General features: G+C 67.9%; 21 protein-coding genes and 1 pseudogene. 9 read left to right on the forward strand and 13 right to left on the reverse strand.

Features of this window, described 5'->3' with window-relative positions; genetic code table 11:
• Positions 1–86: 86 nt before the first annotated feature.
• The 3 genes from Q331_RS0113745 to ribB all read left to right on the forward strand — a co-directional run bounded on the left by Q331_RS0113745 (position 87) and on the right by ribB (position 3,515).
• Positions 87–1,106 (forward strand): 1-aminocyclopropane-1-carboxylate deaminase, encoded by a 1,020-nt coding sequence (locus Q331_RS0113745; protein WP_026381156.1) that lies wholly within the window; start codon positions 87–89, stop codon positions 1,104–1,106.
• A 205-nt stretch (positions 1,107–1,311) separates the two neighbouring features.
• Positions 1,312–2,412, forward strand: coding sequence for a chorismate synthase (gene aroC / locus Q331_RS0113750; protein ID WP_026381157.1), 1,101 nt, complete (start codon positions 1,312–1,314; stop codon positions 2,410–2,412).
• Positions 2,409–3,515 (forward strand): 3,4-dihydroxy-2-butanone-4-phosphate synthase, encoded by a 1,107-nt coding sequence (gene ribB, locus Q331_RS0113755; RefSeq protein ID WP_026381158.1) that lies wholly within the window; start codon positions 2,409–2,411, stop codon positions 3,513–3,515. The genes aroC and ribB overlap by 4 nt, the downstream gene beginning before the upstream one ends.
• A gap of 66 nt (positions 3,516–3,581) precedes the next feature.
• On the opposite strand, the gene Q331_RS0113760 is transcribed toward ribB, so the two are convergent.
• The 4 genes from Q331_RS0113760 to Q331_RS0113775 are packed head-to-tail and all read right to left on the reverse strand — an operon-like array spanning position 3,582 to position 6,958.
• The gene (locus tag Q331_RS0113760; RefSeq protein ID WP_034492219.1) at positions 3,582–3,863 is read right to left on the reverse strand and encodes a hypothetical protein; all 282 of its coding nucleotides are present in this window, start codon (positions 3,861–3,863) and stop codon (positions 3,582–3,584) included.
• The gene (locus tag Q331_RS21690) at positions 3,863–4,942 is read right to left on the reverse strand and encodes a class I SAM-dependent methyltransferase (protein ID WP_034492221.1); all 1,080 of its coding nucleotides are present in this window, start codon (positions 4,940–4,942) and stop codon (positions 3,863–3,865) included. Before Q331_RS21690 ends, Q331_RS0113760 begins: the two co-directional genes overlap by 1 nt.
• A 50-nt stretch (positions 4,943–4,992) precedes the next feature.
• Positions 4,993–6,222, reverse strand: coding sequence for a class I SAM-dependent RNA methyltransferase (locus Q331_RS0113770; protein ID WP_026381159.1), 1,230 nt, complete (start codon positions 6,220–6,222; stop codon positions 4,993–4,995).
• Positions 6,215–6,958, reverse strand: coding sequence for a TlyA family RNA methyltransferase (locus tag Q331_RS0113775; protein WP_034492224.1), 744 nt, complete (start codon positions 6,956–6,958; stop codon positions 6,215–6,217). The genes Q331_RS0113770 and Q331_RS0113775 overlap by 8 nt, the downstream gene beginning before the upstream one ends.
• A gap of 418 nt (positions 6,959–7,376) precedes the next feature.
• Between Q331_RS0113775 and Q331_RS0113785 the strand changes: the two genes are divergently transcribed.
• A complete protein-coding gene (locus tag Q331_RS0113785; RefSeq protein WP_026381161.1) occupies positions 7,377–7,904 on the forward strand; it encodes a superoxide dismutase family protein in 528 nt (175 codons plus the stop codon).
• 64 nt (positions 7,905–7,968) lie between these two features.
• Here Q331_RS0113785 and dxs read toward each other — a convergent pair whose 3' ends face one another.
• From dxs to Q331_RS0113805, 4 genes are all read right to left on the reverse strand, one after another.
• On the reverse strand, positions 7,969–9,897 hold the full coding sequence (gene dxs, locus Q331_RS0113790; protein ID WP_034492227.1) for a 1-deoxy-D-xylulose-5-phosphate synthase: 1,929 nt from the start codon (positions 9,895–9,897) through the stop codon (positions 7,969–7,971).
• Positions 9,898–10,045: 148 nt separating this feature from the next.
• Complete coding sequence (locus tag Q331_RS0113795; RefSeq protein ID WP_026381163.1) at positions 10,046–10,294, reverse strand: exodeoxyribonuclease VII small subunit; 249 nt, start codon at positions 10,292–10,294, stop codon at positions 10,046–10,048.
• A gap of 26 nt (positions 10,295–10,320) precedes the next feature.
• Positions 10,321–11,247 (reverse strand): histone deacetylase family protein, encoded by a 927-nt coding sequence (locus Q331_RS0113800; RefSeq protein WP_026381164.1) that lies wholly within the window; start codon positions 11,245–11,247, stop codon positions 10,321–10,323.
• 113 nt (positions 11,248–11,360) lie between these two features.
• Positions 11,361–12,350 (reverse strand): L-threonylcarbamoyladenylate synthase, encoded by a 990-nt coding sequence (locus Q331_RS0113805; RefSeq protein WP_034492230.1) that lies wholly within the window; start codon positions 12,348–12,350, stop codon positions 11,361–11,363.
• Between the two features lie 293 nt (positions 12,351–12,643).
• Between Q331_RS0113805 and Q331_RS21695 the strand changes: the two genes are divergently transcribed.
• Genes Q331_RS21695 through Q331_RS0113820 form a run of 3 tightly spaced genes read left to right on the forward strand, consistent with a single transcriptional unit; the run spans position 12,644 to position 16,107 of the window.
• Positions 12,644–14,464 (forward strand): acyl-CoA dehydrogenase, encoded by a 1,821-nt coding sequence (locus Q331_RS21695; RefSeq protein ID WP_034492232.1) that lies wholly within the window; start codon positions 12,644–12,646, stop codon positions 14,462–14,464.
• Positions 14,461–15,225 (forward strand): crotonase/enoyl-CoA hydratase family protein, encoded by a 765-nt coding sequence (locus tag Q331_RS0113815; protein WP_026381166.1) that lies wholly within the window; start codon positions 14,461–14,463, stop codon positions 15,223–15,225. Before Q331_RS21695 ends, Q331_RS0113815 begins: the two co-directional genes overlap by 4 nt.
• 21 nt (positions 15,226–15,246) lie before the next feature.
• Positions 15,247–16,107, forward strand: a complete 861-nt coding sequence (locus tag Q331_RS0113820; RefSeq protein ID WP_026381167.1) for an SDR family oxidoreductase — start codon at positions 15,247–15,249, stop codon at positions 16,105–16,107.
• 18 nt (positions 16,108–16,125) lie between these two features.
• On the opposite strand, the gene Q331_RS0113825 is transcribed toward Q331_RS0113820, so the two are convergent.
• The 3 genes from Q331_RS0113825 to Q331_RS0113835 all read right to left on the reverse strand — a co-directional run bounded on the left by Q331_RS0113825 (position 16,126) and on the right by Q331_RS0113835 (position 19,669).
• A complete protein-coding gene (locus Q331_RS0113825; RefSeq protein ID WP_026381168.1) occupies positions 16,126–17,148 on the reverse strand; it encodes a DnaJ C-terminal domain-containing protein in 1,023 nt (340 codons plus the stop codon).
• A gap of 254 nt (positions 17,149–17,402) precedes the next feature.
• Complete coding sequence (locus Q331_RS0113830; protein ID WP_156953356.1) at positions 17,403–18,914, reverse strand: DUF1254 domain-containing protein; 1,512 nt, start codon at positions 18,912–18,914, stop codon at positions 17,403–17,405.
• Between the two features lie 347 nt (positions 18,915–19,261).
• Positions 19,262–19,669, reverse strand: a complete 408-nt coding sequence (locus tag Q331_RS0113835; RefSeq protein WP_034492235.1) for an RT0821/Lpp0805 family surface protein — start codon at positions 19,667–19,669, stop codon at positions 19,262–19,264.
• Between the two features lie 80 nt (positions 19,670–19,749).
• On the opposite strand from Q331_RS0113835, the gene pdxH reads away from it, so the two are divergent.
• Positions 19,750–20,382, forward strand: a complete 633-nt coding sequence (gene pdxH, locus Q331_RS0113840; protein ID WP_026381171.1) for a pyridoxamine 5'-phosphate oxidase — start codon at positions 19,750–19,752, stop codon at positions 20,380–20,382.
• On the opposite strand, the pseudogene Q331_RS21700 reads toward pdxH, so the two are convergent.
• Together Q331_RS21700 and Q331_RS0113850 are read right to left on the reverse strand one after the other, a co-directional pair.
• Positions 20,379–20,789, reverse strand: a pseudogene (locus tag Q331_RS21700) (cell wall hydrolase); the annotation flags it as partial. The gene pdxH and the pseudogene Q331_RS21700 overlap by 4 nt on opposite strands.
• A 387-nt stretch (positions 20,790–21,176) precedes the next feature.
• Complete coding sequence (locus tag Q331_RS0113850; protein ID WP_084175061.1) at positions 21,177–22,073, reverse strand: SOUL family heme-binding protein; 897 nt, start codon at positions 22,071–22,073, stop codon at positions 21,177–21,179.
• A 129-nt stretch (positions 22,074–22,202) separates the two neighbouring features.
• Here Q331_RS0113850 and Q331_RS0113855 point away from each other — a divergent pair, with 129 nt between their 5' ends.
• Positions 22,203–23,429, forward strand: a complete 1,227-nt coding sequence (locus tag Q331_RS0113855) for a lytic murein transglycosylase (RefSeq protein WP_026381173.1) — start codon at positions 22,203–22,205, stop codon at positions 23,427–23,429.
• Positions 23,430–23,431: the final 2 nt, after the last annotated feature.

The following is a 23,431-nucleotide window of genomic DNA, read 5'->3' on the forward strand; positions in this document are numbered from 1 at the left end:
GCAAGCTGCCGCCGCTCGACGATCGCGCGCCTTCCCAGTGCCGCGCGCCGCGGCTAGGATCGACCTGACTTTCGCGGGAGATGGCGTTGCTCCGGTTAGACAAGTTCGAGCGTTACCCGCTCACCTTTGGCCCGACCCCGATCGAACACCTGCCGCGGCTGACGAAGGCGCTCGGCGGCAAGGTCGACATCTACGCCAAGCGCGACGACTGCAATTCCGGCCTTGCCATGGGCGGCAACAAGCTGCGCAAGCTGGAATACATCGTGCCAGACGCGATCGCCTCCAACGCCGACACGCTGGTATCGATCGGCGGCGTGCAGTCCAATCATACCCGCCAGGTCGCCGCGGCGGCGGCCAAGATCGGCATGAAATGCGTCGTCGTGCAGGAAAGCTGGGTGCCGCACGAGGACGCCGTCTATGACCGGGTGGGCAACATCCTCCTCACCCGCCTGATGGGGGCCGATTCGCGCATCGTCCCGGACGGCTTCGACATCGGCATCCGCAAGAGTTGGGAAGAGGCTATCCAGTCCGTCAAGGACGCCGGCGGCAAGCCCTACGGCATTCCCGCCGGCGCCTCGGTGCACAAATACGGCGGCCTCGGCTATGTGGGCTTCGCAGAGGAAGTGCGCGCCCAGGAAGCGGCGATGGGCATCACCTTCGACTACATCATCGTCTGCGTCGTGACCGGCTCCACGCAGGCCGGCATGATCGTCGGCTTCGCCGCCGACGACCGGGCGGAACGGGTGATCGGCATCGATGCCTCCGGAACCCCGCGCCAGACGCGCGCACAAGTGCGCCAGATCGTCGACAACACGGCGGAGCTGGTGGAGCTCGGCCGCAAGGTGCGCGAGGAGGAGATCATCATCCTGGAGGATTACGCCTACCCGGCCTACGGCATCCCGAGCGCGGCGACGAACGAGGCGATCCGTCTGGCGGCGCGGAGCGAGGCGATGATCACCGACCCCGTCTACGAGGGCAAATCGATGCAGGGCCTCATCGACCTTGTTCGGAACGGCTTCTTCCCGCAGGGCGCCAAGGTGCTCTACGCCCATCTCGGCGGCGCGCCGGCGCTCAACGGCTACAGCTACACCTACCGGAACGGCTAGATGGGACGCCCCCGGCCTCCCCTTCCTATTGGCAGCAGCCATCTGCGGCACGAAAGGGCAAGACGCTGCCTCTCTTCCCTGCGAGCCGGAGCGTTCGCACGCCGCGCTTCGCCCAGGCCAACGAGGCCCCTTCAATCGGCGAAAAAAAGCGCCTAGAACCGGCGCCCGTCATCAAGCCAAGGCGCCGGCAGCTTCCGGCAGGAACATGTCCCACAATTCCTTCGGCCATCTCTTGCGCGTCACCACCTGGGGCGAGAGCCACGGGCCCGCCATCGGCTGCGTCCTCGACGGCTGTCCACCGCTCATTCCCATCAGCGAGACGGAAATCCAGGCCGAGCTCGACAAGCGCCGCCCCGGCCAGTCGCGCTACACCACGCAACGGCGCGAGCCGGACAAGGTGAAGATCCTCTCCGGCGTGTTTGAGGACGATCGCACCGGCGGCCAGGTGACGACGGGAACGCCCATTTCGCTCCTCATCGAGAACACCGACCAGCGCTCCAAGGATTACTCCGATATCCGCGACCGCTACCGGCCCGGCCATGCCGACTATACCTACGAGGCGAAATACGGCCTGCGCGACTATCGCGGCGGCGGCCGCTCCTCGGCGCGCGAGACGGCGATGCGCGTCGCCGCCGGCGCCATCGCGCGCAAGATCGTGCCAGGGCTTACAGTGCGCGGCGCGCTGGTGGAGATGGGCGGCATCGCCATCGACCGGGAAAGCTTCGACTGGCAGGAGGTCGGCGACAACCCGTTCTTCTGTCCCGACAAGCAGGCGGCGGCGCGCTGGGCGGAGCGTCTCGATGAGATGCGCAAGGAAGGCTCCTCCCTCGGCGCCGTGGTGGAGGTCGTGGCGACGGGCGTGCCGGAGGGTCTCGGCGCACCGGTCTACGGCAAACTCGACCAGGAGCTTGCCGCGGCGATGATGTCGATCAACGCGGTCAAGGGCGTGGAAATCGGCAACGGCTTTGAGGCGGCGCGCATCCGCGGCGAGGAGAACGCCGACGAAATGCGCGCCGGCAATGACGGGCGGCCGACGTTCTTGTCGAACCATGCCGGCGGCGTTCTCGGCGGCATCTCCACCGGCCAGCCGGTGGTGGTGCGCTTCGCCGTCAAGCCGACCTCCTCCATCATGGTGCCGGTGAAGGGCGTCACCCGCGCCGGCGAGGAGGTCGATGTCGTCACCAAGGGAAGGCACGACCCATGCGTGGGCATTCGTGCCGTGCCGGTCGGCGAGGCGATGATGGCGCTCGTCCTTGCCGATCATTATCTCCGACACCGGGCACAGACCGGCCAATCACGGATATGAGCGAAGAAGTGGAAAAGGTCGCCGAAGCGATCCGCGCCTTCGAGCGCGGCGAAATCGTCGTCGTCACCGATGACGACGACCGGGAGAACGAGGGCGACCTGTTCGTCGCCGCCGTGCATTGCACGCCGGAGAAGATGGCCTTCATCGTCCGCCATACCAGCGGCATCGTCTGCGCGGCGCTGCCGCGCGAGACGGCGCAGCGCTTCCAGTTGTCGCCGATGGTGAGCGAGAACGACGCGCCGCTTTCCACCGCCTTCACGGTCTCCGTCGATTTCCGCCACGGGCTGACCACCGGCATCTCGGCGGAGGAGCGCACCTCCACGGTGCGCGCCCTCGCCAACGAAAACGCCGGCCCGGCCGATTTCGTGCGCCCGGGCCATGTCTTCCCGCTGGTGGCGCGCGAGGGCGGGGTGCTGGTGCGCTCCGGCCATACGGAAGCCTGCGTCGACCTTTGCCGGCTCGCCGGGCTGCCGCCGGTGGGCGTGCTCGCCGAGCTCGTCAACGACGACGGCACGGTGCGCCGCGGCGAGGCGGTGCACGCATTCGCGCGCGAGCACGGGCTGGTGGAGGTCTCCGTCGCCGACCTCATCGCCTGGCGCCAGCGCAACGAAAAGCTCATCAGCCGGGTGGCGGAGCAGAGCGTGACGACGCCGGCCGGCCCGGCCACGGCCTATTCCTACGCCACGCCGCTCGACCCGATGGACCATCTGGCGCTGGTCTTCGGCGATATCCGCGACGGCAAGGCGATCCCGGTGCGCATCCATCTGGAATCGGTGCTGGACGACGTTTTCGGTACCAGGCGCATGCTCGACGAGGTGATGGCCGACTTCGCCGAGCGCGGGCGCGGCGTCATCGTCTATCTGCGCGACGGCTCGGTGGGCGTGGCGCGCCAGTCGCGGCGCCTGCGCGATATCGACCCGGTGGAGAGCCACGGCTCGGCGGCCGGGCGCATGGAGGCCTGGCGCGAGGTCGGGCTCGGGGCGCAGATTTTGAAGGATCTCGGCGTGCAGTCGATCCGCTTCCTGTCGACGCGCGAGCGCCGCTATGTCGGCCTCAAGGGCTTCGGCATCGAGATCGAGGAGACGGAGATCCTGGGGGAATAGGCAGCAGGCGGCAGGGAAGGCGCAGCGGCCGAGACCTGGCTCTTGGCTATCGCCTACGCCCTCGTCTCACACGGCCGGCCGGCGCGGCAATCGCCGCGGGCTGGTCTTGCGCAGCACCCGTCCCAGCCGGCGCCCGCCGCGGCGCTCCAGAAAGTCGACGCCGCGATCGAAGACGGGCACGCGGCCGCGAAAGCCGGCGACCCAGCGCGCGGCCGTGCGGCTGGCGCCGATCGTCAGCACCAGCGAGACGGCAAAGAGCGGCGCGCCGAGCGGTATCGGCGTGGCGATGAAGGCGAGCCCGACGAGAAAGCAAAGCAGCGCCAGGAAAAGAAAAGCGACGCGGCGCATCAGGCCGTCTCGCTGCGGCGGAAGGTGACGATCTTGGAGAAGAACGCCGTCTCCACCTTCTCCACCACCATGGCGTGCGGGGCGAAAAGGCGCGGCAGATCCTCGGCAAGATAGCCGCGGTAATAAGGCTCGTGAAAGAGCTGCGGGAAGACCTCCAGCAGGCCGTCGTAATCGGGCATGTCGCCCGGCTGCAGGGAATCCACCAGGATGAAGGTGCCGCCCGGCTTGACGACACGGCCGATCTCGGCGGCGACCTGGCGCCGCACCTTCGGCGGCAGCTCGTGAAAGAGATAGATGGCGCTCGCCACGTCGAGGCTGGCATCGGGCAGCGGCAAGGCCTCGGCCTTGGCGACCATCGGGCGGAGCGTGGCGGCGCGGCCGACATGGCGGCGCGTCTCGTTGACGTATTCCTCCGAAAGGTCGAGCGCGATCACCGGCAGACGCGGATAGGCGCCACGCAGATCGGCGACGAAGCGGCCGGTGCCGCAGGCGATATCGGCGGCCAGAAGCTGGCGCTGATCGCGGCCCTGCAGAGCTTCCGCCACCGGCACCAGCGCCTGGCGGCGCATGGCGCTCGCCGCGCCGTTGAACAGCACCTCCACCTGCATGTCGTAGAGGCGCGCCGATTCCTCGCTCATCCAGCCGCCGCTCTGGAAATGGAAGTTCTGCATGTAGTAGCGCGGCCGCTTGCCCGTGCCGCGCTTGCCGCCGACCTCCTGGCTGGCGCCCTCGCGGCGGCGGCGCGCCACCTCCGGCACATCGGCGAAGAAGGCGCGGCTGGTGGCCAGAAGCCGGGACAGATCCGTCTCCTCCGGGTCGGGCATGGGATAAAGGCCGGCGCGCGCATTGGCGAAATCGCGCGCCATCAGCTTGCCAACATCCCTGAGGAGCCTTGCGGTATTGGGCACCGGCTTCGACGGCGGGGTGACGCTCGGCGCGGCCTGCGGATGCTTCTCGGCGATGCGTTTCAGCATGCGCCGCATGGCGAAGCCATGGCCGGTATACCAGGCAACGCGCGCGCTCTGCATCGCTGCATAGCGCATGCCGCTCGCCCAATCGTCGATCGATGCGGTAGCCATGGTCTTTCTCATCAAGCGCAAAAATGGGGTGCCGTTAAGGCAACGTCGAGTCAGTTTCGGCGCAGAAGGGCGACGACCTCCGTCTCGGCGGAGTAGACGAACTGGTCGACCGGCACGACGCGCTCCACCTGATAGCCGCCGCCGATCAGGATGGAAAGGTCGCGGGCAAGGCTCGCCGGATTGCAGGATACCATGGCAAGGCGCTTCAGCGGCGAGGCAGCCAGCATCTCCGCCTGCGCCCGCGCCCCGTCCCAGGGCGGATCGAGGACGGCGGCGTCGAAACGCTTCAGTTCCTGCGGCGCCAGGGGAAAGCGCAACAGATCGCGGGCAAGGCCCTCGACAGGCTTCAACCCTTCCGCCCCGCGGGAGGCGGCGAGAAGGGCGGCAAGCGCCGGCTCATGCGCTTCCACGGCCGTCACCGGCATCTCGCGCGCCAGAGGCAGGGCGAAGGTGCCGAGGCCGCAGAAGAGATCGGCGGCGCGCTTGGCGCCGGCAAGGTGCGTGCTCACCAAGCCCGCCATCGCCTCGGCGGCCTCCGCGGAGGCCTGAACGAAGGCCCCGGGCGGCGGCTCGAGCGCAATGCCGGCGATGAGAAGGCGCGGGCCCTCAATCTGGAAGAGCGTCTCTTCGCCAAGGCTGAGGCGCGCCACGGGCTCGCCGGCACAGAGCTCCACCAGCCGGGAGGCAAGGGCCGGGCTCGGCTCCGGCCCGCCGCCGACGGCGATATCGAGGCCGGCGGCGGTCTCCAGAACCGTCACGCGCAGCGCCCGCTTCGGCCGGGCGAGGCGGCGGGCAATGCCGCGCAAGAGCGGTAGAGCCTCCGCGATGGCCGGCCGCAGGACGAGACAGCCATCGATATCGGCGATCCGCCGCTCGCCGCGACGATAAAAGCCGAAGGCCAGCTCGCCGCCCTTCAGCTCGGCGGAGAAGATGGCGCGGCGGCGCGCGGCAAGCGGGGCTCCGATAGCGGGCGCGATGTCTGCCTTGACGCCGGCGCGCGACAGCGCGTCCTTCACGAAGCCGCGCTTGACCCGTCGTGTCGCCTCCAACGGCAGCATCTGCAGGGCGCAGCCGCCGCAGACACCGAAATGCGGACAAGGCGGGGCGATGCGATCGGCCGCCGGCTCCAGAACCTCGACAAGCTCGGCGCGCCGGCCGCGCCGGGCAACGCGCACCACCTCCCCCGGCAGGGTCAGCGGCACGAAAAGCGGCCCGGCATCGGTTTCGGCGATGCCGTCGCCGCGATGGCCGAGGCGGGCGATGGTGACTGTCTCACTCACGGATGGCGCCAAGCACGTATTCCTGATTGCCGTCGCCGCCCGCGAGCGGCGCCGGGACCAGACCCTTTACCCGCCATCCGGCCCGCCCTTCCAGCCATTCCGCAAGCTCATCGGCAATGCGCTCGCCCTGCGCCGTCTCGCGCAGGATGCCGCCCTTGCCGAGCGCCTTCCGCCCGGCCTCGAATTGCGGTTTGATCAGAAACACGCCCCAACCGCCGGCTTCGGCGAGATCGAGCGCCGGCGGCAAGGCAAGTCGCACGGAGATGAAGGAGAGGTCGGCGGTGAGCGCCTCAACCGTCCTGCCGCCGAGATGGTCGCGCCTCAGCTCGCGGGCGTTGAGACCTTCCAGCAGGCCGACGCGCGGATCGGCGCGCAGCGTCTCGTGCATCTGGCCGTGGCCGACATCGACGGCGAGGACATGCCCTGCCCCGCGCTCCAGAAGGAGCTGGGTAAAGCCGCCGGTGGACGCGCCGAGATCGAGCACCGTGCGGCCGGCCGGCTCAAAGCCGAAAGCGTTAAGCCCGGCGGCCAGCTTCAGCGCGGCGCGCGAAACGTAACCGGCCGCGGGATCGTCGAGCGTAAGGCGCTCCTGTGGCCCGACGAGCATCGCCGGCTTGAGCGCGAGGCGGCCATCGACGCTGACCGTGCCGCGCAAGACGGCATCGCGCGCCCGGGCGCGGCTCGGCAACAGGCCGGCGCGCACCAGGGCCTCGTCGAGGCGCAGGCGCTCAGCCATGCCGGATGCCGCGCGCAAAGAAAACGAGGGTGAGCGTCACGCGCGGCCGGGAAAGCCGACGGGGATCAATGCTTGGTTGCGCCAAAATAACCGCGATCAAAGACAAAGTGATTCTGTGACAGGCCGCTTCGTTGCAGCCCGTGCACAATGAACACAAGCGCAAGCGCCGTCAAAACGGAAGCAAAGACGACCGAAATCCAGTGCCGCATCTAGGTCCTCGCGCCTCGCGCAACGCGGCAATGCTCCCAAAACGGAGGATCACTGCCTATCGGACAGAAAGCCGCCTGCGGCGCCAAGGCATGAGCGCGGACCCTTGAATTGGAAACACTATGACCCATCCGCCGACGACCCGCCCTGGAGCCGGTTGGAACCGGGCGCGCGGAGACGGGTTCGTGGAAAGACAACCACGGAGAAAGACATGCGCACGATCGCCATCGCCGCCTTCGCCCTTCTCGCTGGTCCGGCCCTTGCCCAGGACGCCGCGACCTTTCAGGGGTATACCCAGAGCCTTCAGGGCGCGGAGGGGGAGGTCGGGCAGATCGAGCTTACCGACACGCCGCAGGGCGTCCTGGTGCATGTGGTCATCGAAGAAGGCGCGCTTCAGCCCGGCGTCCATGCCCTGCATTTTCACGAGACGGGCGATTGCTCCGACGCGCCCGACTTTCAGGCCGCCGGCGGCCACTACAACCCGACCGGCGCTGCGCACGGCATCCTGGCGGAAGGCGGCATGCATGCCGGCGACATGCCGAACTTCACCGTGGTGGAGGGCCAGCGGACCAATCTCGACGTCTTCAATACGCGGGTGCGCTTCGTGGAAGGCGATGCGCCGCTGATGGACGCGGACGGCTCGGCGCTGATGATCCATTCGGGCGCCGACGATTACCGCAGCCAGCCTTCGGGCGATGCCGGCTCGCGCGTCGCCTGCGCGCCGATCACCTCGAACTAGCGCTGATCGCCTGGAGCAGGAGGCGGTCCGGAGCGGGCCGCCTCGTCCCGGCCGAGCGCGGGGCTTAGGCGCGCAGCGCCGCTTCGGGCACTTCGCGGCCGAGCGCCTGGAAGACCGTGGTGAGGATGCCGTCGCGGTCGAGGCCGGCCGCCGCATACATCAGCTCCGGCTTGTCCTGGTCGATATAGCGGTCCGGGAAAGTCAGGGTGCGCAGCCGCAGCCCCTCCTCCACCTTGCCGGAATTGACCAGCAGGCTGAGCACCCGGCTGCCGAAGCCGCCGTCGGAGCCCTCCTCGATCGTCACCAGCACCTCGTGCTGACGGGCAAGGCGCAGAACGAGCTCCTCATCCAGCGGCTTGGCGAAGCGGGCATCGGCGACCGTCGTCGACAGGCCGCTGCGCTCCAGCATCTCGGCGGCGGCCAGGGCCTCGCCCAGCCTGCCGCCCAGCGACAGGATGGCGACCTTGTTGCCCTCCTTGACGATGCGGCCGCGGCCGATCTCCAGAATCTCGCCGCGTTCGGGCATCTCCACGCCGAGCCCCTCACCGCGTGGATAGCGGAAGGCGATCGGACCCTCGTCATAGGCGACGGCCGTGCGCACCATATGGCGCAGCTCCGCCTCGTCGCCCGGCGCCATCACCACCATGTTGGGCAGACAGGCCAGATAGGCGATGTCGAAGGAGCCGGCATGGGTCGGCCCGTCGGCGCCGACGAGACCGGCACGGTCCATGGCGATGCGCACGGGCAGATTCTGCAAGGCGACGTCATGCACCACCTGGTCGTAGGCGCGCTGCAGGAAGGTGGAATAGATCGCCGTAAACGGCTTCATGCCTTCCGCCGCCAGGCCGGCGGCGAAGGTGACGGCGTGCTGCTCGGCGATGCCGACATCGAAAGTGCGCGCGGGAAACTCGTTCTCGAAAAGGTCGAGCCCGGTGCCGGCGGGCATGGCCGCGGTGATCGCCACGATGCGATCGTCCTCGCGCGCCTCGGTGACGAGGCTGGAGGCGAAGACCTTGGTGTAGGAGGGCGCGTTCGACTTGCCCTTGGCCTGCTGGCCGGTGACGACATCGAAGCGCGAGACGCCGTGATACTTGTCGGCGGCCGCCTCGGCCGGCGCGTAGCCTTTGCCCTTGCGGGTGACGACGTGCAGCAGGATCGGCCCGCCCTGCGCGTCGCGCACATTGCGCAGAACCGGCAACAGATGGTTCAGATTATGCCCGTCGATAGGGCCGACATAATAGAAGCCTAGCTCCTCAAACAGCGTGCCGCCGGTCCAGAAGCCGCGGGCGTATTCTTCCGTACGCCGGGCCTTTTCGTGGATCATGTCGGAAAGAGGCAGGCGCTTGGTCAGCTGCTTGGCCGCATCGCGCAACGACAGATAGGTCTGGCCGGAGACAAGGCGGGCGAGATAGTTGCTCATCGCACCGCTCGGCGGGGCGATCGACATGTCGTTGTCGTTGAGGATGACGATCAGCCGCGAGCCGAGATGGCCGGCATTGTTCATCGCCTCGTAGGCCATGCCCGCCGACATGGCGCCGTCGCCGATGATGCACACGACATTGAAATCGTCGTCGCGCAGATCGCGCGCCACCGCCATGCCGAGGCCGGCGGAGATGGAGGTGGAGGAATGGGCCGCGCCGAAGGGGTCGTATTCGCTCTCGGCGCGCTTGGTGAAGCCGGAAAGGCCGCCGCCCTGGCGCAGGGTGCGGATGCGTTCGCGCCGCCCGGTGAGGATCTTATGCGGATAACATTGGTGGCCGACATCCCAAATCAGCTTGTCGCGCGGCGTCTCGAAGACACGATGCAAGGCTACCGTCAGTTCCACCACGCCGAGACCGGCGCCGAGATGACCGCCGGTCACGGAGACGGCGTCGATGACTTCGGCGCGAAGCTCGTCGGCGAGCTGGCGCAGATCGCGGTCGCTCAGCCGACGCAGATCCTCAGGCGACTTGACCTGATCGAGCAGCGGCGTGGAAGGAGGCGAATGGGACATGACACCCTGCGGGAGAATGCAAGCGGAAAGATGAAACGAACCCGGACCTTAGCATTCGGTCAAGGGCAGCCAAATTGTCAGAAGAGCAATTAGGGCACAAGGGCCGCGACGAAAAGCGGCGGCCCCGCGCAATAGCGAGCCGCCAGGCTCAGGAATCAAGCGGCTCCGTGGCGGCGGCGGCGCCATCGGCGCCGACGCGTATCTTCTCCACCCGCTCCTCGGCGCGCGACAGGAGCGCCTCGCAACGCTTCTTCAGCTTCTCGCCACGCTCGTAGAGCGCCACAGAGCGCTCCAGCGGAACCTCGCCCCGCTCCAAATCGGTGACGATCTTCTCCAGCTCGGCAAGGGCGGTCTCGAACGACATCTTGTCGATCGCTTGGCCCGTCTCCTCGGTCATCGGCAATCCTCTGGCTGCTGGTTCTCTCAGGCGGTCATCAGCATGCGCATATGCGCGGCGGCCGAGACGGCAAGGCCCCTGAGATCGTAGCCGCCCTCCAAGAGCGAGACGAGCCGGCCCTCGGCGCAATGATCGGCCAGATCCATGAGCTTGCCCGTCGCCCAGGCGAAATCTTCATGGTCGAGATTAATTTCCGCCAAGGGGTCGCGGTGATGGGCGTCGAAGCCGGCCGAAACGATGATGAGATCGGGGCAGAAATCCTTGACCGCCGGCAGGACGCGCTCGCGGAAAGCCTCACGGAAGAGCTCGCTGCCGTCGCCGGCCCTCAGCGGCGCGTTGCAGATATTGCCGGCGCCGGTCTCCGACACCGCCCCGGTGCCCGGATAGAGCGGCATCTGGTGGGTGGAGCAGTAGAGCACGCTGTCGTCGGACCAGAAGATATCCTGCGTGCCGTTGCCGTGATGCACGTCCCAATCGACGATGGCGACGCGCTCCATGTCATAGTCGCGCTGGGCGTAGCGGGCGGCGATGGCGGCGTTGTTGAAGATACAAAAGCCCATCGCCTGGTCGCGCTCGGCGTGGTGGCCGGGTGGCCTGACGGCGGCGAAGGCGTTCTGGTACTGGCGCTGGACAACGGCGTCGACGGCACGGCAGACGGCGCCGAGCCCGCGCAGGGCCGCATGCCAGGAGCCGGGCGAGACCACGGTATCGGCGTCGATGCGGGCAAGCCCCATCTCCGGAATGGCCTGGCGCACCTTCTCCACATAGGCCTGCGGATGGGCGAGACAGGCGATGTCCGGCTCGGCCATCGGCGCCTCCTCGCGCGCCAGCGCGGCAAAGGCCTCATGGTCGAGGGCGGCGTGCAACGCCTTCAGCCTGTCCGGCCGCTCCGGATGGCCGGGCGCCGTCAGATGCTCCAGAAAATCGGAATGATGCAGAAGTAGTGTCGTCACCCTTGTGCCTTAGCAGCGCGCAACCTGAAAGTCATCGGGTTGCTGCAAAGGTCTGAAAGTAGCCGCCCGCCATCGCCCGTCCAGTTGAAACGGCTCGGCCGTTGCGCTCGCCTTCAGGCCGGGCGCGGCGCGGCGGCGCGGGCGAGCCGGTCGTTGATCGCCTCGCCGAGCCCGGCGGACGGTATCGGGGCGACGGCGATGACCGGCGCGCCGCTTTCGTCGAGCTCGCGCAGGAATGCGAAGAGATTCGCCGCCGCCTCCACGGGATCGCCCTTGTCACTGAGATTGCGCATGGCGCGCGCGGCCGCGGCATTTGCCGGCAGGGACGGGCCGAAGGCGAGCAGCGCCTCGCCCTCATCCACCGCAGCGACAGAAAGGCGCAGCCGCGCGCGCGGCGCGTAATGGCTCGCCAGCATGCCGGGCGCTTGCAGCGCATTTCCCGCCTCGCCCGGCCGATACCGGACGAGCTTCTCGCCAAGCGCGGCCTCGATCTCCTCGGCCGCCAGCCCGCCCGGGCGCAACAGACGCGGCGTCTCGCCGGTGAGCGAGACAATGGTCGATTCAAGGCCGACCCGGCACGGGCCGGCATCGACGACGGCCTCGATCTTGTCGCCGAGTTCGGCAAGCACATGCGAAGCGCGCGTCGGGCTCAGCCGGCCGGAGACGTTGGCGCTCGGGGCCGCGAGCGGGCGGCCGAAACGGGCAATCAGCGTCGCCGAAGGCCCCGCAGGCTGGCGCAACGCCACCGTATCGAGGCCAGCCGTCACCAAGGGATGGATCGGCGCGCCGGACGCCAGCGGCACGACGAGGGTCAGCGGCCCCGGCCAGAAGGCCTCGACGAGGCGGCGCGCCCCTTTCTCAAGGCGGCCGCAGCGCGCCGCCATCGCGGCGTCGGCGACATGGGCGATCAGCGGGTTGAAGCGCGGCCTGCCCTTGGCGGCGAAGATGGCGGCGACCGCCTCGCCGTTGCCGGCATCGGCGGCAAGGCCGTAGACGGTCTCCGTCGGGATGGCGAGAAGACCGCCGCGGGCCAGGATCGCGACCGCCTCCTGGAGCACCGCCTCGTTGTCGTGTTCACGCCAGCGGAGAATTTTCGCGCCCATGACGCTTCGTCATCCTTGCAGCTTACGTCAACGGCACATAGACACGGGGCCGGGACACGGGGCCGGGACACGGGGCCGGGACACGGGGCCGGGACACGGGGCCGGGACACGGGGCCGGGATACGGGGGCCGGAGAGGCGGAAAGCGGGCCGGCCGCGAAGACTTCACGCATCGCTTCTTCACAGCGGCCCGTCAAGCCTGATAGCAGGAGCGCCGTGCCTCGGCGACCAGATGGCATAGATGGACCGAAAGCCACGGGCATGACAGAATCGTGCCCCCGGGAGGACTAAAGAGATGTACCGAGCGCCCGTTGCAGAAATCGCCTTCACGCTGAAGCACGTCACCGGCTTCTCGCAAGCCCTGGCGGGCGGCCATTTCGGCGATCTCAGCGAGGATCTGGTGGAGGCCATCCTGGAAGAGGCCGGGCGCTTCGCCGCCGAGGAGATCGCCCCGCTCAACGAAGTCGGCGACCGTCAGCCGGCACGCTACGAGAACGGCGCCGTCACCATGCCGGCGGGCTGGAAGGACGCCTATCGCAAATGGTGCGAAGGCGGCTGGGCCGGTCTTTCCGCGCCGGCCGAATTCGGCGGCCAGGGCCTGCCGCTCACCCTGCAGGTGGCGGCTTTCGACATCTGGAACGGCGCCTCGCTCGCCTTCGCGCTCGGGCCGACGCTCACCGTCGGCGCCGTGGAAGCGCTCGACCTGCATGCGAGCGAAGAATTGAAGCGGCTCTATCTGGAAAAGCTCGCCACCGGCGAATGGATGGGGACGATGAACCTCACCGAGCCGCAGGCGGGCACCGATCTCGGCGCTCTTCGCTGCCGCGCCGAGCGCGGCGAGAACGGCACCTATCGCATTGCCGGCCAGAAGATCTTCATCACCTACGGCGAGCACGATCTGACGGAGAACATCGTCCATACCGTGCTTGCGCGCCTGCCGGACGCGCCGGCCGGCACCAAGGGCATCTCGCTCTTTCTGGTGCCGAAATACCTTGCCAAGGAGGACGGCACGCTTGGGGCGCGCAACGACGTCTTCGCAGCCTCCATCGAGCACAAGCTCGGCATCCACGCCTCGCCGACCTGCGTCATGCTCTACGGCGACGGGCGCGCCGGCCCCGCCGGCGAGGAAAAGGGCGCCGTCGGCTACCTCATCGGGGAGGAGAATCGCGGCCTTCACGCCATGTTCACCATGATGAACAACGCCCGGCTGATGGTCGGCATCGAGGGCGTGGGCGTCGCCGAACGGGCGCTGCAGCAGGCAACCGCCTATGCCCAGGAACGGCGCCAGGGGCGCGCCGCCGGCAAGGACGGCGGGGAGATGAGCCCGATCATCGCCCATCCCGACATCCGCCGCACGCTGCTTGCCATGCACGGGCTGACGGCGGCGAGCCGGGCCATCTGCTACGCCTGCGCCCATGCGCTGGACATGGGCAAGGTCGGCGCGCCGGCGCCGCAGGGCGGCAAAGACGGCTTCTGGGGCGAGCGCGCGGCGCTGCTCACCCCCGTCGCCAAGGCCTTCTCCACCGATGCCGGGGTGAAGGTCGCCTCCGCCGGCATCCAGGTGCATGGCGGCATGGGCTATATCGAGGAGACGGGCGCGGCCCAGCATCTGCGCGATGCGCGCATCACGCCGATCTACGAGGGCACCAACGGCGTGCAGGCGATCGATCTCGTTACCCGCAAACTGCCGCTTTCCGACGGCGAGACGGTGCGCCGCTACCTGAAGGAGCTCGGCGAGATCGCCGAGGCGGCCCGCGCCTCCAACCGGCCCGAGCTCGGCAGCATGGGCGAGGCGGTTTCGGCATCCCTGGAAGATTGCGCAGCGGCGAGCGAGCACCTCATCGGTGAGCTCTCCGCCGGGCGGGTGGAGGCGGCGCTTGCCGGCGCCACGCCCTTCCTGGAGCTTTTCGGGCTTGCTGCCGGCGGCGCCTATCTCGCCAAGGGCGCGCTCGCCACGGAGGCCGATGGCAGCGCGGCGGGGCAGCTGCGCGTCCAGGTGGCGCGCGGCTTTGCCGAACGGCTCGGACGCCAGACGCAGGGCCTTCGCCAGGAAGTGGTTGAAGGCGCCGGCGCCGTTCTGGAGACCTCGCCCGAGCTTCTGGCCGCCGCGTCATGAGCGATGTCGTGATCGAGGATCGTGCGGCCGCACAAGGCAAGATCCGCCTCATCCGCTTCAACCGGCCGCAGAAGAAGAACGCCCTGACCACGGCGATGTATCACACCATGGTGGGGGCGCTGCGCCAGGCCGGCGAGGAGGACGAGATCGCCGCCTGCGTCTTTCTCGGCGAGACGGGCACCTTTTCGGCCGGCAACGATATCGGCGACCTTCTCAGCGCCGGCACCGACCGGCATGGCGGCTTCGGCCTCGCCGCCGACATCCTCAACTTCCTGAAAGAGCTCGCCCTCAGCGACAAGCCGCTGATCGCCGGCGTCGACGGGCTCGCCGTCGGCATCGGCACGACGCTCCTGATGCATTGCGACTATGTGGCGGCGGGCGCGACGAGCAGCTTCCGCACGCCCTTCGTCGACCTCGCGCTCGTGCCGGAAGCCGCCTCCAGCCTGTTGGCGCCGCGGCTGATGGGCCATCAGCGCGCCTTTGAGCTTCTCGTCATGGGCCAGGCCTTCGACGCGGAAAAGGCGCTGGCGGCCGGTCTCGTCAATAAGGTGGTGGCGCAAGGCGAGGCGGAGGCCGCCGCTCTTGAGGCCGCGGAAATCCTCGCCGCCAAGCCGCGCGGAGCGATGCTCGCCTCGCGCCGGCTTCTGCGCGGCGAGCGCAAGGAAGTGCTTTCGCGCATCGACGCGGAGGCCGAACTCTTCGGCGAGCGGCTCGCCAGCCGCGAGGCGCAGGCCGCCTTCGCCGCCTTTCTCGGCGCCTGAGCCGCGCCACGGAGATCTACGATGAGCCTTGCCGGCAAGACCCTTTTCATCACCGGCGCCTCGCGCGGCATCGGCCTCGCCATCGCGCTGAAAGCGGCGGCCGACGGCGCCAATATCGCCATCGCCGCCAAAACGGCGCGCGCGCATCCGAAGCTGGAAGGCACCATCTTCACCGCCGCGGAAGAGATCGAGAAAGCGGGCGGCAAGGCGCTGCCGCTCGAGGTCGACATCCGCGAGGAGACGGCGGTGAAGGAGGCTGTGGCCAAGACCGCAGAGACCTTCGGCGGCATCGACATCCTCGTCAACAACGCCTCCGCCATCCAATTAACGCGCACGCCGCAAACGGAGATGCGCCGCTTCGACCTCATGCATCAGGTCAATGCCCGCGGCACCTTCATGGTGACGAAGACCGCCCTGCCCTTTCTGGAGAAGGCGGAAAACCCGCATGTCTTGATGCTGTCGCCGCCGCTCGACCTCCAGGAGCGCTGGTTCGCGCCGCACCTTGCCTATTCGCTCGCCAAATACGGCATGAGCCTTTGCGTCCTCGGCTTCGCCGGCGAGTTCCGCGCCAAAGGCATCGCCGTCAACGCGCTGTGGCCGCGCACCACCATCGCCACGGCGGCGATCAAGAACATCGTCGGCGGCGAGGCCATGATGCGCGCCTCGCGCAAGCCGGAAATCCTCGCCGACGCCGCCTATCGCATCTTCCTGAAACCGGCGGGCGAGTTCACCGGCAACTTCCTCATCGACGACAGCTTCCTCGCCGAAGAGGGCGTCACCGATTTCGACAGCTACCGGGTCGACCCGACGATGGCGCTGCAGCCGGATTTCTTCGTGCCGGCCGATTCGGTGCCGCCGGCCTCGCTGAAGCCGGTGGCATAGAACCCGACGAAAAGGGTCTCAGGCGGAGGCCTTGCCGGCGGAGACGCCCTGTTCGCGCCATTTGCGCATCAAGGCCTCCAGCTCCGGATCGCGCGCCTCCGGCAAGGCGATGCGAAGGGTGACGAGAAGGTCGCCGCGCCCCTTCTCGCTCGGCAGGCCCTTGCCCTTCAGGCGCAGGACGCGCCCGCCATTGGTGTGCTCGGGGATGGTCAGGCTGACGGCGCCTTCAAGGGTCGGCACCGTCGCCTTGCCGCCGAGCACCGCCTCGTCGAGCGAGACCGGCAAATCGAGCCTCAGATCGGCGCCTTCCACGCGAAAGCGCGGATGCGGCACGAAGCGCACCGTCACCAGCGCGTCTCCCGGCGGCCCGCCGGTGGCGGAAGGGCGGCCCTGGCCCTTCAGGCGGATCACCTGGCCGTCCTTGACGCCCTTCGGCAAGGTCAGCGCCATGTCGCGCCCGCCCGGCAGGCTGACGGTCGGCTTCTTGCCGGTGACCAGATCCTCCAGCGTGACGGCGATCTCCGCCTTCACATCGGCGCCCTTTTGCGGGCGAGCCTGCGGCGCCTCCTGCGTGCGGGCGCCGCGGAAAGCGCCGAAGATGGAATTGAGGATATCCTCATCGCCCCCCGCCGCGCCGGCATGGCTGGCGCGCCCGCCGGGGCCGGTGGAGAAGCGGAAGGTGCGCGTGCGCCCGCCCTGGCCGGCCTGCCCGGCCTGGCCGCGTGCGACGCTGTCGAAGATGTCGGAGAAATCGCGCGGGTCGAAGCCACCCGCCCCGCCCTGGCCGCCGGCAAAGCCCTCAAAGCCGGCAAAGCGCGGCTTGCCTTCAGCGTCGATCTCGCCGCGGTCGAACTTCTCGCGCTTCTCCTTGTCGCCGAGGATCTCGTAGGCGGCGTTGACCTCGGCGAAGCGCGCCTCAGCCTTCTTGTCGCCAGGATGATGATCGGGATGGTTCGCCTTGGCGAGCTTGCGAAAGGCGCGCTTGATGTCGGCGGCGCTGGCCGTCCGCGAGAGACCCAGAACGTCATAAGGGTCGCGCATCGATCAATCGTCCCCCGATTGGCATGGTTCCACGGTTTTCCAATATGGGAGCAGTTTGGCGTGAATGCCAATCCCGGCCCTCGCTACCGGCGAAGCGAGGTTAGAGAGCGATGAATTCGGAGCCACAGCCTGCGCAGGGCGGGCCTGCCGAAGGCGGGCGATCGGCCGCGAGCTACGCCGACGCTCGATGAGGGCGGATATCCCCCTCTTATGGCCCCCTCTTATGGCACCTGGTCTGCAAACGCGGCGATCGGCTATTCGACCAGCTCGACCTCGCCGGGGCGCCAGGTCTTGTCGAACCAGGGTTGCAGCGGCCCGTAGAGGCGCAGCAGCGTGTACCAGCCCTTGCCGTCGACGGTCTGTATCCAGTTCGATTCCTTGCCCTCGGGCGCCTCGGGCGCAAAGTAGAGATCGACCGAGCCGTCGGCGTTGAGCGCCAGGTTGTCGCGCTTGTTATTCTTGCTGGGGAAGGTCTGGCCAGTCTGGAGCTCCGAGCGGGTCTGGGGATCGTAAATGACGACCGACCAGAAATCCTTCACCGGGACATCTGCCGGAATCGTCAGCTTGTAGGTCTTCGAACCGTCGAGATAGTCGCCGTTGCCGTCCCTTGTTGCGTAGGCATATTGCGATCCCCTGCCCACCATCTTGAGGACCATGGCCGGCGTGTTCACGGTTGCCTGATAGAAGAACAGGGTGCGGGCATCCAGGTAGCGACCGCCACGGCCTTCGTCTCTGAGCCATTGATAGCTGCCGCCCACGAAGGCGGTCGCCCAGGCGCTGTCGGGATAATAGTAGACGTCCTGCATGCGAGGGCGGAACACCAGCGCACGAGCGGTCGCATTGCCGATGACAACCGCCTCGGTCAGGAGCTTCTGCATACGGGCGTCCGGTGCAAACGGCTTGCCTTTCTCAATTCCGACCGAGGCGAACAAGCCACGCAGTTCCGGATCCAGCATGGAAACCGGCTCGCGCTCGATGACCGTATGCAGCTCCTCGTAGAACTCGAAGCTGTTGGCATGGATGGTGTTGAAGAACTTTCGCGACCCGCTGACGAAGGTCATCTCGGGCGGATTATCCTTCTGGCTCAGGGGATAAACCTTAACGCCACCCTCGAACATGCGGGTGGCCGCATCCGGCTTACCGTCGACCAGGAAGCCGCGTAGAATCAGCCAGTTCACGTAGCTGGTGGATTTCGATACGAAATAGGTCTCTCCCTCCACCTCGGCCGCCTCACCGCCCACAGGCGGGTCGAGATCGCCGGAATAGTCGGGCGGAAGGATCAGGTACTTGCCGCCCTTGCCCTTGTCAGGGCCCGGTATGCCCATGTCGGTGACGAAGCGGAAATACGCGTCGTTCACCGTGCCCGGCCCCGAGCCGGGCGGGATCTCGACGACGGTCGGCCCATCCTTTTTCAGGTCGAGAAACGTGCTGCAATAGACGGTGTCGGTGTTGCCGGTCAGGAAGAGCGGCGCGGAATCGAGCAGCTTGTCGAAAATGATCGCCTTGTTGGACGCTTCGACGCCCATATCGACATGTCCGCGGCGCAAAGCCTCGATCGACGTTGCGGGGATGCCGTTCAGAAACGTCTCCACGCCGCGCAGGATATCGAGATTGTCGTAGACCTTGGAGACGGTATCTTCGTCCGGCATGCCATCGAAGAATCTCAACGTGCCCAACCGCGTTTCCACCTTGTCGGGCGTCATGATTTCCTTTGGAATCTCATAGTTGTAGCCGGGCGTCTTCTCCTGCGCATCAGCGACATTCATGATTGCGAACGAGCCGAGGGCGGACAGCCCGAAGCAAAACAGCATTCTGAGACGTGTCATGGCCCAACCTTTCCATCGCCGCTTCCGGAATGCCAGATGAAGAAGCACGAATGCATGTCTTCTTTAAGAATTCTTGCTTTCAACACGCGACGTTAAGGCATGCCTCAGGCGGCGAAAAGCAACGGATACCATCACTTATTTGTGCTCCAGGCAATCGCCTCTCGCCAAGAGCGATGGCAGTTGCCGGGCCTAATGCAACCCTTCCCGGCATACGGGCGGTCTCGGTGCAGCCCGCAAGAGCGAAGGCGAAAGGTATGAGGCAGGCCCCTCGACCGACGAGCAAGCGCCTAGCTGGCGGAGCCGGTCGCCTCGATTTCCATCTGGCCGGTGCGCGCATCCTCGCACAAAGTGCCGCCGTAGCGGTGCACGCCGCCGATGCTCGTCACCGTCGCCTCGATGTCGCGGCAGGTGCGCGCGTCCTTCGCCACCGGCGAGGAAAGCGGGCGCACCACGCCGGCCGAGCCGGTCACCTCGTTGATCCAGTCGATGCCGTCCTTGGGCATCTCGTCAAGGCCGGCAAGGCCCGCCGTCTGGCCGATACGGGCCGCGTCCGAATAGGAGAGCGCCTCCGGCAGGGGCTCGTGCACGAGCACCGCCGGGGCGATGGAGCCCGTCGTGATCGCCGCCGTCTCCGTTTTGCCGGAGAAGGGCATGGAAACCATGCTGCAGGCCGAAAGCGGCAGCGCGACAAACACGGCGAGCCCCGCTTTCCAGTGGAGACGCAACGGCTTGCCGTGGTAGGGGCAGGTACGCAAGGGAGCTGACCGACACCGAAATGAAACTTCCCGGAAAAGATGCCTCCGCAGAGTTAACAAGCGGTGACTTCACCGAGCGTGGCGACCCGGTGGCGCTGTTCGGCGAATGGCTCAATGAGGCGGAGGCTTCCGAGCCGGTCGATGCCAACGCCGTGGCGCTCGCCACCGTCGACGCAGACGGCATGCCCGATGTGCGCATGGTGCTGCTGAAGGGCTTCGACGAGGCGGGCTTCGTCTTCTACACCAACCTAGAAAGCCGCAAGGGCGAGCAGCTCGCCGCGCATCCGAAAGCGGCGCTGTGCTTTCATTGGAAGTCGCTCGCCCGGCAGGTGCGCATCCGCGGCCCCGTCAGCCCGGTTCCAGGCGAGGAGGCCGACGCCTATTTCGCCAGCCGGCCGCGCCTGTCGCGCATCGGCGCCTGGGCGAGCCGCCAATCGCGGCCGCTGGAAAGCCGCTTTGCGCTGGAGAAGGCCGTGGCGGCCGAGACGGCGCGCTTCGGCGCCGGCTCCATTCCCAGGCCGCCCTATTGGAGCGGCTTTCGCCTCAGCCCCGTGCAGATCGAGTTCTGGAACAACGGCGCCTTCCGCCTGCACGACCGGGTGCGATTCACCCCTCAGGGGGATGGCTGGCTGCGCCAGCGGCTCTACCCCTAAAGGCGCGCTTCGTAGAAGAAGCGGTGCAGGCCCACCTGTCCGGTCGGGCGCATGCGCTTGGCCCAGCCCGGCGAAACGTAATCGGCATGGTAATGCGTGGAGCGCCAGAGCGCGTCGCGCCAGACCGGCGTCTCGCCGCATTCCACCCGACAGGCGAGCAGCCAGTCGGCGCGGCGCAGGATTTCGCGCCAGACCTTTTTGTCGGCGATGTTCTTGGTCTTGCCGTCGCAGGCGAAGGAGAACTGGCAGCGATTACGCTTTTCCGCGTTCTGGAAGACCACCTCACAGACCGTACCCGGATAGCGCTCGTCCTTGACCCGGTTGAGAATGACCCGCCCGACGGCGACCTGGCCCTTGGGCGCCTCGCCGCGCGCCTCGAAGTAGATGGCCTTCGCCAGGCAGTCGCGGGCCTTGGCGGGGCGCGTGGCCGGTTTCTCGCCCTTACGCGAGGAAACGCTCGCCAGCACCGTTTCGGACGGCTTCGGCCGCGGCAAATCGACGAGGGCCGCCGGTGCCCTGGGGCCGGCGGCCGCCGGAACGAGCGCCCAGCCCGCAAGCAGAACGAGGACGAGCGTGGCGCCGGCGGCACGCCGGGCACGAGGATTGCACTGCATGGATGGTCCCTTTGCCGCTGGGCGGTCGTACCGCCCCTCTTCTTCCCGGCGCCCGCTTCGGCGAGCACTGGGGCGACAATGGGGACCTTAGAGGGAGATTTCTCGGCGCCTTTGACGACAATGGGGCACGGCTGACCCGCTTTGCGGCACAGCCCCGGCGGCTGCTACAGGCGCCAAGGCTCAGTCCTTCTCCACCTCGATCATGATCTCGTTGCGCTTCAGGAAGCCCGGGATCATCGGCGGATTGTAATAGGCATAGGTCGGCTCGGCCTTGGCCGTCAGGCCGCGATCGGCGATGAACATGCGCAGCGCCGCCAGATTCTCCAAGGCCAGACGATCGGTCATATTGCCGGAAAAGGTGACGGCGGCGACGCGCCGCGCCGGCATCTCCTCAAGCTTCACCTCGTCCTGGACGGGCTCCGGCAGCTCGGCCCGGCCGAGCTTGGCCGGCATGACGAACCGCACCCGCCAGCCGCGCCGCCGGCCGGTCTCGCCCGTCACCGGAAGCTGCATCACCGGCGCCGTCATGGCGATTTTCCGGCCCGGCCGCTGGCGCGCGAAGATGTAGTCGGCGAGGCGGTGGAAGCCGGCATTGGCGGCCTCCTCGCGCCTGCCCGCGGCGCGGGTCTCGGCGACGATCATCGGGCCGTAATCGCGCAGCTCGAACTCGCTCTCCTTGTCGACGACGTCGTAATCGGGCTCCTCGACGTAAAGGCTCGTGCGGCGCGCGGCGTAGATGGCACCGCCGACGAGAACGAGCGCGGCGCCGACGGCGACGAGGCCCGCCAAAGTCGGCCGTTCGCGAACGTAATGCGCCCCGGCCCGCGCGTAATCGGCGCCGGCACGGGCGCCGGCACGGGCAGCCCCGGCGCCGGCAAGCGCATAATCGCGCGCCGTCTCGGCGCCGTGCCGGCCCCATTCGGCGGGCGTGTCGTACCAGTGACGGGATCTGCGTCGCCAGGGAACGGCGCCTTCCAAACGCTGCGGCAGAGTGCGACCCGCCCTCTCCAGCCTGTCCTCCAACTCGTCAAGCTCCTCGCGTATCTGCGCATAGGAGCGGGAAAGCGCGTTCGCCATGCAATCCTCCTTTACCAAGAGCCCTCCGGCGTAACCTCGTGTCGCCATGCCAACGCGCCCGCCCCTTTCCGGTTGCCCTGCCGAAAAGCCTTCCGCTTTGCCGGCCAACATGTTTCCATCCGCGCCGAGATGAATCGCCCTCCACGCCAAGCTCGCCGCCTGCAAGGCCTTGCGGTCGCAGGCGCGCTTCTTGCCGCCACGCTCCTTCCGGCCGCCGGCCTTGCCGACACGGCCTGCCGCGGCGGCCAGAGCTTTGGCGCCTTTCTCGCCGAGTTCCGCCAGGCGGCGGCGCGGCAGGGCATCTCGGAACAGACGCTGCGGAACCTCGACGGGTTGACGCTCGACGAAAAGGTCCTGTCGCGCGACCGTAGCCAGTCGTCGCTGTCGCTGAGTTTCCTGGAATTTTCTGACCGGCTGGTCTCCAAGAACCGGCTCGATCGCGGCAAGGCCATGCTGCAGCGGCATGGCGAGACCTTCCGTCGGATCGAGCGCGATTTCGGCGTGCCGGGGCCGGTGCTCGCCGCCTTCTGGGGGCTGGAGACCGATTACGGCGCCTATATGGGCGATTTCTCCTCGCTGCGCTCTTTGGCGACGCTCGCCTACGATTGCCGGCGCTCCGCCCTCTTCGCGGAGGAACTGATGGCCGCCCTCACGCTTCTGGAGCGGGGCGACCTCAGACCCCAGGAGATGCGCGGCGCCTGGGCCGGCGAGCTCGGCCAGGTGCAGTTCACGCCCTCCAACTATCTAAAGTTCGCCGTCGACTACGACGGCGACGGGCGGCGCGACCTGGTTGAAAGCGTGCCGGACGCGCTCGCCTCGGCGGCGAAGTTCCTCCTACATCTCGGCTGGCGAGCGAACGAGCCCTGGCTGGAGGAGGTGGCGGTCGGCCCGAACGTCGCCTGGCAGAAAGCCGGGCGCGGCAGCTACCGCTCGCGGGCGGAATGGGCGCGCGAAGGCGTCTTGCGGCGCGGCGGCGCCCTGCCGGCCGACCGGGCGAAGGCGGCGCTCGTTCTGCCGATGGGACGTAACGGACCGGCCTTCCTCGCCTATCGGAATTTCGACATCTACTGGGAGTGGAACAACTCCTCCAACTACTCGCTGGCGGCCGCGTATATGGCGACGCGGCTGGCCGGGGCGCCGCCGATGCGCCGGGGCGAACCGGCGGCGATGCTGTCTTCCTCCGAGCTCGCCGAAACGCAGAGGCTTCTTAATGCGCGCGGCTGGGATGCCGGGCCGGCCGATGGCCGCCTCGGCCAGAAAACGCGCGCGGGCGTGCGCCAGGCGCAGCTCGCCTTCGGCATGCCGGCGGACGGATATCCGACGCGGGACCTTCTCAATCGGCTGCGCCGCCAGTAAGT

Origin of the sequence: Afifella pfennigii DSM 17143, from assembly GCF_000688515.1 — a bacterium.
Lineage (GTDB): Bacteria > Pseudomonadota > Alphaproteobacteria > Rhizobiales > Afifellaceae > Afifella > Afifella pfennigii.

Bases quoted from the DNA above. Each gene is read 5' to 3' on its own strand.
- Q331_RS0113820 (WP_026381167.1), top strand. From the start codon at position 15,247: ATGAGCCTTGCCGGCAAGACCCTTTTCATCACCGGCGCCTCGCGCGGC.
- Q331_RS0113775 (WP_034492224.1), bottom strand. From the start codon at position 6,958: ATGGCTGAGCGCCTGCGCCTCGACGAGGCCCTGGTGCGCGCCGGCCTG.
- Q331_RS0113760 (WP_034492219.1), bottom strand. From the start codon at position 3,863: ATGCGCCGCGTCGCTTTTCTTTTCCTGGCGCTGCTTTGCTTTCTCGTC.
- Q331_RS21695 (WP_034492232.1), top strand. From the start codon at position 12,644: ATGTACCGAGCGCCCGTTGCAGAAATCGCCTTCACGCTGAAGCACGTC.
- Q331_RS0113830 (WP_156953356.1), bottom strand. From the start codon at position 18,914: ATGAATGTCGCTGATGCGCAGGAGAAGACGCCCGGCTACAACTATGAG.
- Q331_RS0113850 (WP_084175061.1), bottom strand. From the start codon at position 22,073: ATGGCGAACGCGCTTTCCCGCTCCTATGCGCAGATACGCGAGGAGCTT.
- Q331_RS0113855 (WP_026381173.1), top strand. From the start codon at position 22,203: ATGAATCGCCCTCCACGCCAAGCTCGCCGCCTGCAAGGCCTTGCGGTC.
- Q331_RS0113785 (WP_026381161.1), top strand. From the start codon at position 7,377: ATGCGCACGATCGCCATCGCCGCCTTCGCCCTTCTCGCTGGTCCGGCC.
- Q331_RS21690 (WP_034492221.1), bottom strand. From the start codon at position 4,942: ATGGCTACCGCATCGATCGACGATTGGGCGAGCGGCATGCGCTATGCA.
- Q331_RS0113815 (WP_026381166.1), top strand. From the start codon at position 14,461: ATGAGCGATGTCGTGATCGAGGATCGTGCGGCCGCACAAGGCAAGATC.
- Q331_RS0113795 (WP_026381163.1), bottom strand. From the start codon at position 10,294: ATGACCGAGGAGACGGGCCAAGCGATCGACAAGATGTCGTTCGAGACC.
- aroC (WP_026381157.1), top strand. From the start codon at position 1,312: ATGTCCCACAATTCCTTCGGCCATCTCTTGCGCGTCACCACCTGGGGC.
- ribB (WP_026381158.1), top strand. From the start codon at position 2,409: ATGAGCGAAGAAGTGGAAAAGGTCGCCGAAGCGATCCGCGCCTTCGAG.
- dxs (WP_034492227.1), bottom strand. From the start codon at position 9,897: ATGTCCCATTCGCCTCCTTCCACGCCGCTGCTCGATCAGGTCAAGTCG.
- Q331_RS0113805 (WP_034492230.1), bottom strand. From the start codon at position 12,350: ATGGGCGCGAAAATTCTCCGCTGGCGTGAACACGACAACGAGGCGGTG.
- pdxH (WP_026381171.1), top strand. From the start codon at position 19,750: ATGAAACTTCCCGGAAAAGATGCCTCCGCAGAGTTAACAAGCGGTGAC.
- Q331_RS0113825 (WP_026381168.1), bottom strand. From the start codon at position 17,148: ATGCGCGACCCTTATGACGTTCTGGGTCTCTCGCGGACGGCCAGCGCC.